This window comes from Bacillus sp. NEAU-Y102, from assembly GCF_054788175.1.
Genome location: NZ_JBTWFK010000005.1, coordinates 419,452 through 430,456, shown reverse-complemented (window position 1 = coordinate 430,456; position 11,005 = coordinate 419,452). Strand labels below are relative to the sequence as shown.

At 35.0% G+C, this 11,005-nt stretch carries 9 protein-coding genes and 1 riboswitch; of the genes, 7 read left to right on the top strand and 2 right to left on the bottom strand.

All coding sequences use genetic code 11. The features are described from left to right. Both ACYFX0_RS16115 and ACYFX0_RS16110 read left to right on the top strand, forming a co-directional pair. On the top strand, positions 1–542 hold a 542-nt coding region (locus ACYFX0_RS16115), incomplete at its 5' end, for an IS3 family transposase (RefSeq protein WP_460270783.1). A 72-nt stretch (positions 543–614) separates the two neighbouring features. Then, complete coding sequence (locus ACYFX0_RS16110) at positions 615–1,085, top strand: GNAT family N-acetyltransferase (protein ID WP_106081420.1); 471 nt, start codon at positions 615–617, stop codon at positions 1,083–1,085. A 40-nt stretch (positions 1,086–1,125) separates the two neighbouring features. On the opposite strand, the gene mphL is transcribed toward ACYFX0_RS16110, so the two are convergent. Further along, complete coding sequence (gene mphL, locus ACYFX0_RS16105) at positions 1,126–2,022, bottom strand: macrolide 2'-phosphotransferase MphL (RefSeq protein WP_106081419.1); 897 nt, start codon at positions 2,020–2,022, stop codon at positions 1,126–1,128. Positions 2,023–2,626: 604 nt separating this feature from the next. On the opposite strand from mphL, the gene ACYFX0_RS16100 reads away from it, so the two are divergent. From ACYFX0_RS16100 to pbuX, 3 genes are all read left to right on the top strand, one after another. Next, positions 2,627–3,373: a type I methionyl aminopeptidase gene (locus ACYFX0_RS16100; protein ID WP_000628412.1), complete on the top strand. Its 747-nt coding sequence runs from the start codon at positions 2,627–2,629 to the stop codon at positions 3,371–3,373. A gap of 116 nt (positions 3,374–3,489) precedes the next feature. Continuing rightward, positions 3,490–3,591, top strand: a riboswitch (purine riboswitch). 105 nt (positions 3,592–3,696) lie between these two features. Then, entirely contained in the window at positions 3,697–4,290 is a 594-nt protein-coding gene (locus ACYFX0_RS16095) for a xanthine phosphoribosyltransferase (RefSeq protein ID WP_000866482.1), read from the top strand. 3 nt (positions 4,291–4,293) lie between these two features. Next, entirely contained in the window at positions 4,294–5,616 is a 1,323-nt protein-coding gene (pbuX, locus tag ACYFX0_RS16090; RefSeq protein WP_000809215.1) for a xanthine permease PbuX, read from the top strand. A 15-nt stretch (positions 5,617–5,631) separates the two neighbouring features. On the opposite strand, the gene ACYFX0_RS16085 is transcribed toward pbuX, so the two are convergent. Then, complete coding sequence (locus ACYFX0_RS16085) at positions 5,632–6,795, bottom strand: DUF418 domain-containing protein (protein ID WP_017762956.1); 1,164 nt, start codon at positions 6,793–6,795, stop codon at positions 5,632–5,634. Positions 6,796–6,994: 199 nt separating this feature from the next. On the opposite strand from ACYFX0_RS16085, the gene ACYFX0_RS16080 reads away from it, so the two are divergent. Together ACYFX0_RS16080 and ACYFX0_RS16075 are read left to right on the top strand one after the other, a co-directional pair. After that, positions 6,995–7,150, top strand: a complete 156-nt coding sequence (locus ACYFX0_RS16080) for a hypothetical protein (protein ID WP_000600126.1) — start codon at positions 6,995–6,997, stop codon at positions 7,148–7,150. Positions 7,151–7,344: 194 nt separating this feature from the next. After that, positions 7,345–11,004 carry a dynamin family protein gene (locus ACYFX0_RS16075; RefSeq protein ID WP_098829764.1) on the top strand — a complete coding sequence of 1,220 codons (3,660 nt, stop codon included), beginning with the start codon at positions 7,345–7,347 and terminating at the stop codon, positions 11,002–11,004. The last annotated feature ends 1 nt before the right edge of the window (position 11,005 follow it).

Below are 11,005 nucleotides of genomic sequence, written 5' to 3'. Positions count from 1 at the left end.
GAAAAGTCGGTAGAATTGCACCTAATATTTTAGAGCGTAATTTTCATACAGATGCACCGAATCAAAAGTGGGTAACAGACATCACAGAGTTTAAATTGTTTGGAGAAAAACTGTATGTATCACCTGTATTAGATTTGTATAATGGTGAAATTATTACCTATACAATTGGTTCTAGACCGACGTATTCGCTTGTTTCAGACATGTTAGAGAAAGCATTGGAACGTTTACCTGAAACGCACCAGCTACTGATGCATTCGGATCAAGGATGGCATTATCAAATGAGACAATACGTCCGTACACTAGAATCAAGAGCTATCGTCCAGAGTATGTCTCGAAAAGGCAACTGTTACGACAACGCAGTAATAGAAAATTTCTTTGGGATTATGAAATCGGAGTTCCTCTACATAAAAGAATTTGAAAATGTAGAGCACTTTAAAATAGAATTAGAAAAATATATAGATTATTATAATACGAAACGGATTAAGGCAAAATTAAAAATGAGCCCGGTACAATACCGGACTCACTTTTATCAAGCTGCCTAATCAAATAACCGTGTCTAACTTTTAGGGGTCACTTCACTTAATTGCAGCTCTTTTTTTAAGGGGGATAAAAGAATGCTTTATACATATACAGTAATGACGCAAGAAGAAGCGGAAGAGATTGCATATAACTGGCACTATGAAGGGAAATATTCTTTTTATGATATAGCGGCAGATGAAGAAGATTTAGATGAGTTTTTACATGATGAGAGTAGAGGGAATCATACATTTTCTGTAAAGGAAAATGGCACTCTCATTGGTTTTTTTACTGTTTGTAAAATGAATAATGGAACGGTTGATATAGGACTTGGAATGAGACCTGATATAACTGGCAATGGATTTGGTTTACAGTTCGTGAATGCGGGACTAGCTTTTAGTGAAGAAAAATATGGGTGCAATCATATAACACTATCAGTAGTGAAATTTAATGAGAGAGCTATTAAAGTATATAAAAGGGCAGGGTTTGAAGCAGTTGGGACGTTTATACAAAAAACAAACGGTAGTTGTTTTGAGTTTTTGAAAATGAATTATATATGTGGAAAATAACAAAAAACAGAAGAGGGTTCTTCTGTTTTTTGCAACTTCATTAACTTTCAGTTGATAGCATGTGTACAGCTATTTCATGCATGTCTTTCAAACCTGATACTTGAGCGTATTCAGCAACAGTGATACTACTTGTTGTTAGAAGTTCGATAATATGTTCATCCATTCTTGACCAAGTTTTACCGCCAGAATTGTCATAAGAACTAATTAACTTTGTTAGTCCATCTTTCCCAAAGAGCAGATAATGGGAAGTGAAATCGATAGATACATCAGCTATCCCTACTTCTGTCCAATCGATTAAGCCAGTTACATTATTTTTCTTATCAATCAGGATATGACCTGGATGTATATCCCCGTGCTTTACTCCTACATGAGATGGCCAAAAAGAGTCTTCAGCTAGCCATGCTTGCCAACGATCCCATAAGTTTTGATTGATGTGGTATTGTTCCTTCACTCGATTCATCCTTTGTTTCATAGAAGTTCTTAATTCATTAGCAGTAAGAATTTCAACACCTATATTATTAAATTTTTGCTGAGGTAATGAGTGTAAATTCGCTAGAACTTTTCCTAATGAAATATTGTATTCAGTTGGTGCATTCTTTTCATTAAAGTTCCATATATATTCTTGTCGTTCTATATCGATAGTAGCGGCAGGAACGCCACTTAGTTGTTTATAAGCGATTAGTTCCTCAGAGAATATAGACCAATCAGGAACTTGGAATTCTACATGTTTTTTCATAAGTTCTAATGCTTTTTTTTCTCGTTGGACATGTCTCATAGATTCTGGTCTACGAGGAATTCTTAGTATCCATTTATCTCCGTTTTGTTCTTTAACGTGTGCTACTTGAAAGTCAACGCCAGATTCATTAATTACTATTGAATCTTCTAATATATTTAGTCCTTCCTTATTTGCTAATTGTTTAACTTTAAGTGTATTCATTCCCATTTCCTCCAAATGTTTATTCTAATTTTAATGTTTTCTGTTACTAATTGTTTCTAACTACATCAATATGATTAAAGTAGCGAGATATAAGGAAATGTAATCATAAAAAAACCACAGACGAGCTTCTGTCTGTGGTTAAGAGTAAACGAGGATATAATGAATAAACGCCTCTCTTTGTATGAAAAAATATACGAAAAAAAGACAGACGTATATCTGCCTTTCTTCATGTGGAAAGTGTACTCTTCCGTTGAAGATTATTAAAAATGTGCAGACTAATCCCGTTTACTCTGCTTTATGAAAACAGAGCCTTTGAACATATTAAGTTACTTATTGTTCAAAGTTTGCTGACGTAGTCTTCCTGCGTGCATCATCTTTAATAATCCTCCTTTTAATAGTATGGTAACACTATACTTTGTTTATAAGTAAATATCAATAAAAAATACTAGATATAATATCTTAAAAATCGAATTAACTAAAAATTTATATTCGGAAAATAGAGATAAAGGATATTTGCTTTTGTAATTGGAAATTGTGGAAGAAGATGTGTATGATAGAATTTTAGTAGTAAATAGTAGGTTTAGCAAGGAAAGGTAGAGGTAGTATGATTACAATTAAAACGAAAAATGAAATAGATTTGATGCATGAATCTGGAAAATTACTTGCTTCATGTCATAAAGAAATTGCGAAAATGATAAAGCCAGGTATAAAGACACAAGAGATTGATACGTTTGTTGAAATGTATTTAAAACAGCATGGTGCCACATCTGAACAGAAAGGTTACAATGGGTATCCATATGCGATATGTGCATCTGTAAACGATGAAATGTGTCATGGGTTTCCGGCCGATGTTCCTTTAAATGAAGGAGATATTGTAACAATTGACATGGTAGTAAACTTAAATGGTGGTCTTTCAGATTCTGCTTGGACGTATAGAGTTGGAAATGTTTCTGAGGAAGCGGAAAGGTTAATGGTAGTAGCTGAGAATGCATTGTATAAAGGGATTGATCAGGCGGTAATCGGTAATCATGTAGGGGACATTGGGTATGCAATTGAGAGTTACGTAGCAAATGAAGGTTTTTCTGTCGCAAGAGACTTTACGGGACATGGAATAGGTAAAGAGATCCATGAAGAACCAGCAATTTTTCATTTTGGGAAACAAGGACAAGGGCCTGAGTTGCAAGAAGGAATGGTAATTACAATTGAGCCAATTGTAAATGTAGGTATGCGATATTCGAAAGTAGATTTAAATGGATGGGCTGCAAGAACGATGGACGGGAAATTATCAGCGCAATATGAGCATACAATTGCAATTACAAAAGATGGGCCAATTGTTTTAACGACGCTTTGAAATAATATGTAAGAGTTTACAAAACTCGAACGAAAATGATGTTTTTATAAAATTTGTACGTGTTTTGTTAATAAATACTTTTCAAAGTATAAAAAGTGCGTTATAATCCATCTATAAAATAAATAGTTAGCTACACTCATATAATCGCGGGGATATGGCCTGCAAGTTTCTACCGAAGTACCGTAAATACTTTGACTATGAGTGAGGACGAATATATTGCTTGTTTAGCATTCTTTTTTGCGAAACTCCAAAAGCGCGTCTCTCACTTGTAACGAGTGGTGGCGGCTTTTGGAGTTTTTTATTGCATAAGAGGGGGAACAAACATGAAAGTATTACAAGAAAAGATTTTGAACGAAGGAAAGGTTTTATCTGGTGACGTATTAAAGGTAGATGCATTTTTAAATCATCAAATTGACCCAGTACTTATGCAAGAGATTGGAAAAGAATTTGCTAAACGTTTTAAAGAAGAGAACATTACAAAAATCGTAACGATTGAATCTTCAGGCATCGCACCAGCAGTTATGGCTGCATTAGAGCTTGGTGTAAAAGTAATCTTTGCAAGAAAACGTAAATCGTTAACGTTACAAGATAATATGTACGTTGCAAACGTATACTCATTTACGAAACAAGAAACGAATGAAATTTCATTATCTCGCAATCATATCGATGAAAATGATCGTGTATTAATCATCGATGACTTTTTAGCAAACGGTCAGGCTGCTTTAGGTTTAATGAGTTTAGTAGAGCAAGCTGGAGCGAGTATTGCAGGAATTGGAATTGTTATTGAAAAAGCATTTCAAGATGGAGGAAAGAAGCTTCGTGAACAAGGCGTTCGTGTTGAATCACTAGCAGAAATTGCATCACTTGATAACGGCACAGTTACATTTGTACAGCATGAAACTGCGGAGGTGAAATAAGCAATGAAGCAGCATCCATTTAAAATTGCATCGCTTGGTATGCAGCATATGCTTGCTATGTATGCTGGCGCAATTATCGTACCGCTTATTGTAGGCGGCGGACTTGGTTTAAATCAAAAAGAGTTAACATACTTAGTCTCAATTGATTTATTAATGTGCGGCGTTGCGACAATTTTACAAGCATTATCAAATCGCTTTTTCGGTATTGGACTCCCAGTTGTACTTGGTTGTACATTTACAGCGGTTGGGCCGATGATTGCAATTGGAAAACAATACGGTGTGTCTTCTATCTATGGGGCAATTATTGCTGCCGGGTTATTCGTTGTTATTTTTGCGAAATTATTTGGAAAGCTTGTAAAACTGTTTCCACCAGTTGTAACAGGGTCTGTCGTTACAGTAATTGGAGTTACACTTGTTCCAGCCGCTATTAATGATATGGCTGGTGGAGTAGGAAGCAAAGATTTCGGAAGTCTTGAAAACTTAGCGTTAGCATTTGGAGTGTTATTATTTATCATCATTATGTATCGTTTCTTTGATGGGTTTATCCGTTCAATTTCTATTCTATTAGGTTTGTTGTTCGGTACTATCGTTGCAGCATTTATGGGGAAAGTAAGCTTGCAAGCAGTTGGAGAGGCGGATTGGTTCCATGGTATTCAGCCATTTTACTTCGGTACACCAACATTTGAATTAACACCAATTATTACAATGATTCTCGTTGCTTGTGTAGGGATTGTAGAAGCAACAGGTGTATACTTTGCATTATCTGATATTTGCAATAAAAAAATCGGTGAAAAAGAATTAACAAAAGGGTATCGTGCAGAAGGATTAGCGATGGTGTTAGGTGGTATTTTTAACGCGTTCCCATATACAACATACTCTCAAAACGTAGGACTTGTTCAATTAACTGGAGTAAGAAATCGCGTTATTATTTATACTTGCGGTGGTATGTTAATCGCTCTTGGGTTTATTCCGAAAATTGCAGCTATCACAACAATTATTCCGAAGTCAGTACTTGGCGGTGCTATGCTCGCAATGTTTGGTATGGTTATGGCATATGGTATTAAAATGTTAAGTAGCGTTGACTTTGGAAGACAAGAAAACTTATTAATCGTTGCATGTTCTGTTGGAATTGGGCTTGGCGTAACAGTCGTTCCTACATTATTCTCACAACTTCCAGAAAGCATTCGTATTTTAACAGATAACGGAATTGTACTTGGAAGTGCATCAGCAGTATTGTTAAATATCGTATTTAATATGGTGCCGCAGCGCAAAGTGAAAGTAAAAGAAGAGCCGGTGTCTATGCAAAGTGCAGTAAGAGAAGCGTAAAAAAGCAAGGTCTCGTTATGAGACCTTGCTTTTCTTTTTAAGTGGCATCATTTTCCCGTAAGTACCAAGACGCCAAATGTACTCAAGTGGCCCGTATTGGTAATGTGAAAGCCACCAGCGGCTAATAAAGATTTGTAACGTGTAGAAACCGACGCAGAATAGTGGTCCAACCCATAATGGAGCAAGATAATCATTTTTGAATAGTAGCCCAAATACAAGTAATGTAACAATTGTATGTGAGATGTAATTCGTTAACGCCATTCGTCCAACGTATTGGAATGGACGTAATACTGTTTGCCATTTTTCTTTTTGTAATAAACGCATTAACGTGACAATGTAGAAGATGAACAATGTCTTTCCGCTTATCATCGTAATACCCATAAGTGAAAATGGTGTGTATGGTTGATTGTTCATAAAGAAGTAAACCATAATAAACCACATCGGTAATGTTAAAATGAACATAATGATTTGCCATTTTTTAAGTTTTGGATCTAATTCCTTAGCACGGCGGAAAATGTCTTTTTTACCGGCATATAATCCGAGTAAAAACAATCCTAGTGTTTCAGGAAGCATAATAAGACTGTTACTTATTGCTTCAGAATAGAAAGAATAGAATCTGTCTGTAATTTGTAAGCCCCAGTTTTCTAACGGCATAATGGCTATGGAAAGGCCTAGTTCATCTACTGGCAATAATAACATGACAAGAGAACCTAATAATGTGAACAATTGCATGAAACTTAATAGTACAATTGACCATATTAAAATAGTACGTGTCTTTCTTTTGTAAAATAAAAATAAGAAAAACCCGGTAATTGCATAAGTATGTAAAATGTCACCGTCCCATAAAAGAACGTAATGTAAGAACCCAAATAATAATAAGATAAGTAAGCGGCGAACAAACAAAGTTTTTGGACGATCGGTCTTCGCCTCAGCACGATTCATAAAAATATAAAAACCTAATCCGAATAAAAACGAAAAAATTGTATAAAATTTCGTTTGAATAAACATATCGTAAAATAGGCGAATATAGCTGTCTATCCCTTCGTAAATTCCTGTAATATCACGTGAGTCAACCCCGGCAATAATTGGCCAGTTAACAAGAAAAATACCTAATACAGCTATTCCTCTAATAATATCGATGGAATGTATCCTCTCGCCTTGTGAAATGTTTTGTGTCATTATTTTCCTCCTTGTTAAGTAATTCCCTTTTATTATACAAAATGTAAAGAAGAGGGTATATAGGTAATTTCCAATTTTTAAAACTGTTAAGATGCGTATTATGAGATATAATAAGAGTGCACAACAAGTTTTAACCTTCTTCAAAACAGGCAGTAAAGCTCCTTCCTATAAGGGGCTTTCTTTATGAAAAGTGTTGATAATGATTCTCTTTAATGATAAACTGTATTCAAAAGTGATAATCATTATCAAAAAAGGTTGGTGCGTAAGTATGGTATATGCATTAGTAGCAGGTACAGTCGTTGTATATGCAGTTATTACAAAGTATGTTTTAAATGGAGTAGGAACAGCAAAATGAGTGATATGACATAAAATCCCTTTCATTTGTAAAAAGAATGAAAGGGATTTTTTATTTTTAATGAGAATATGCTGAAAATTTAGTATGATAGTAAAGTGAAACTGTAATCAATGGGTAGGTGTAACTCTCACTGGTTATGAGCTCGCAAATAGCAGGGAAAAGTATATACATCTTGGATAAAGGGGAACAAGGGGATGACAAACATAGTACAGACAAACGGTATGAGAAAACTTGTTTGTTTTTATGAAGAGTGGCAAAAACACGGCGATGCAGAGAATAGTTTAAAGTTGTTTGAGGTGATTCAAAAATATAAACAAGAACAGCTTATGATAGCGTTCTGCGGTCACTTCTCTGCAGGGAAATCAACGATGATGAATCATCTATATAAAGCACAGTTGTTACCAACAAGTCCAATTCCGACAAGCGCTAACGTCGTTAAAATTGAAAAGGGATTTGATCGTGTTGTTGTAACGATTAAATCTGGAGAACAGTACGAATATGATGGTGCATATTCAGCGGAAGAATTAAAACAAATTTGTAAAGACGGTGATGAAGTAATTGGTGTTCATATTTATCGGAATGATGCGCCAATTCCTGAGGGTGTTATGTTAGTTGATACACCAGGGATTGATTCAACAGATGATGCCCATCAATTAGCGACAGAATCAACGCTGCATCTAGCAGACGTAATTTTTTATATGATGGATTATAATCACGTCCAATCGGAAGTGAATTTACAATTTGTTAAAGAATTGAAACAACGTAATAAAACGGTTTATCTCGTTGTAAATCAAATAGATAAACATAAAGAAAATGAATTATCGTTTGAGGATTATAAAGATAGTGTAAAACAATCGTTCTCTAACTGGGATATTGAAGTAGATGGAGTTTATTATACGTCATTAAGAATGATGAACCATCCACATAATGAAATTGGAAGCTTAGAAACATTAATTACATCTATTATGAAAGAAAAAGAGCAGTATGTAAGAGATGGAATGGAGCGAGAAACAGAATATTTAATGGGGGAACATTTCTCGTTTATTCTTTCTGAAAATGAAAAAGCTCTTTTGACATATGAGGAAGAGTTAGCATCACCGCTTTCGATTTCAGAAATAGTTGAAAAGAAAGAAGAGCTAACGGAAATTAAACATCGCGAGGCTAGTAAAGAATCTCATGTGAGAAACGAATTTATAAAAGGTTTACAAGCTATATTAGATAACGCGTATTTAATGCCATTTGAAATGAGAGAATTGGCAAATGCATATTTAGAAACGAAATTAACAAAGTTTAAAGTTGGTTTGCTATTTGCAAAAGGAAAGACGGAGCAAGAAAAACAAAGACGTGTAGAGGCGTTTTATTCTGCCCTTCAAAAGACTGTTGAAACGCAACTTGATTTTCATGTGAAAGAATTTATTGTGGCCTTCTTAAAAGAAGAAGGATTGTTCACGGAGGAAATTGGGAAAGACATATATGCTTTAGAAATTGCTTTTGGACCAGAAATGTTAGCTGAAGTCATTAAACAAGGTGCAGGTTTCACAGGTGATTACTTACTTCTTTATACAGCGGATGTAGCGAATGAACTGAAGAAACGTTATTTTACAAAAGCTCAGCAAATTTTTGATAAAAGTGCAGTCGTTTTAAAGCAAAAGGTGAAGGAAGCAGTTGCTCGTATGGAACAAGAGATTGAAAAATATACGATGTTGCAAACGGCAAAAGAGACGGAATTACAATACAGTAACAATTTAGAGACATATGAAAGTTATTTACAAAATATTTGGCGCGAGCGTGTTGCTACACCAGAAGGATTGCAAATAGAGGAGATATTGCAACGTGAAAAACAAATTGTTAGTGAGAAATTTACACTACAAGAGCAGGAGATTGTAAATGATAACGGGGCGGCTCATGAAGAAGAGATAAAAGGAACAGCAGTTTTAAATATTCAGCGTATATTAGAGAAAGTGAAGAAAGCTGAAATGATATTAGAGCCATTGCCAGCGCTGAAACATGTACAGCAAGAGGTAATAGAAAAAAGGCGTCGTGTGGAAACGAAACAATTTACAGTAGCGTTATTCGGAGCTTTTAGTGCTGGGAAATCATCATTTGCCAATGCCTTACTAGGTGAGAAGGTACTTCCTGTATCACCAAATCCGACGACGGCAACGATTAATCAAATTTTGCCGGTTACAGAGGAAAAACCACACGGAACAGTAATGGTTCAATTCAAATCAAAGCAAGCTTTATTAGAAGATATGAAAGCTGTTTATAAGCTGTTTCATTATGAGATTACTACGTTAGATGAGGCGTTAGCACAAATTGATAAAGTTATGAAATATCCTTCACCAACTGGGAAGCAAAAAACAACATTTAGCTTTTTACGAGCGGTACAAAAAGGGTATGATGCAGTTTCTACTTATTTAGGAGAACAAGTACAAGTTACATTAGAAGAGTTCTCTGATTATGTAGCGAACGAAGAAAAATCATGCTTCGTTGAGTATATGGAGCTTTATTATGATTGTGCTTTAACAAGGCAGGGAGTAGCGCTTGTAGACACACCTGGAGCGGATTCTATTAATGCTCGCCATACGGATGTTGCATTCCAGTATATTAAAAACGCAGATGCTATTTTATTTGTAACATATTATAACCATGTATTCTCTCGTGCGGATCGTGAATTTTTAATTCAGCTTGGTCGTGTAAAGGATACTTTTGCTCTTGATAAAATGTTCTTCTTAATTAATGCGGCGGATTTAGCAGAGTCTGAAGAAGAACTTGAAATGGTAAAAGGTTATATCGCAGATCAGCTACTGCAATACGGTATTAGAAATCCGCGTTTATTTGCAATTTCAAGTTTATGTGCGCTTGAAGAGAAACAAGGAAAGAGTGTTGAAAAAGAGAAGTATGGTATTTTACAAAACTCTGGAATTACTAAGTTTGAGGAATCATTTACGTCCTTTATGATGAGAGATTTAATGCTTGTTTCTGTGCATGCTCTATACGGTGCGTTGCAAGGGGCAGATCAGCTTTTAGTAAACATGATAAATGGTGCAAAGCAGGGGAATGAAGAGAAAGAGAAGCAAACGAAAAAATATGAAGCAGAGCGTGATCAACTACTTCATATCATTTCATCATATAGTGTACTTGCTGAAGAACAGGCGATGCAAAATGAAGTGAAAGAGTTGCTTTATTACGTGCAACAGCGTCTATTCCTACGTTATAACGATGTGTTTACTGAATTTATTAATCCGGCGTCACTTCGAACGGATGGAAATGTGAAAACACAATTGCAACAGTGTGTTATGGAATTAGTAGCATTTATTCAGCATGATTTATTACAAGAAATGCGTGCGACATCATTACGTCTTGAAAAATGGATAGACGAAGCGATGAAGCGTGCAAAGGACGAAATTGTAGTGAACTGTAAAGTAGAAAATCAATCAATTTCTATGAATGGAACAGTGGAGTATGAATATAAAGATATTACACATAAAGAACCGTTCCCTTCAGTTGAAATAAAAGATTTCAAAAAAGCACTGGCACATTTTAAAAATGAAAAAAGCTTTTTTGAAAAAAATGATAAAGCATTCATGCAAGAAGAGGCTAAAGTTGTATTAGAACCTTTCGTATCAAACTATGTAGCTGATGAAAAAGATTTATTTGTTCATCATTATAAGCAAGAGTGGGATTTGAAATGGAACTTATTCCAAAAAGTAATGCAGCAAGATGTGATGAATTATTATGAAAGTATATTATTTGCATTGGCTGAAACGATTGATGTATCTCTATATGAGCAAAGTAAAGAACAATTGCACAAGCAGTTAGTAGAGATTGAAAAAGAAATTTATGTTATATAGT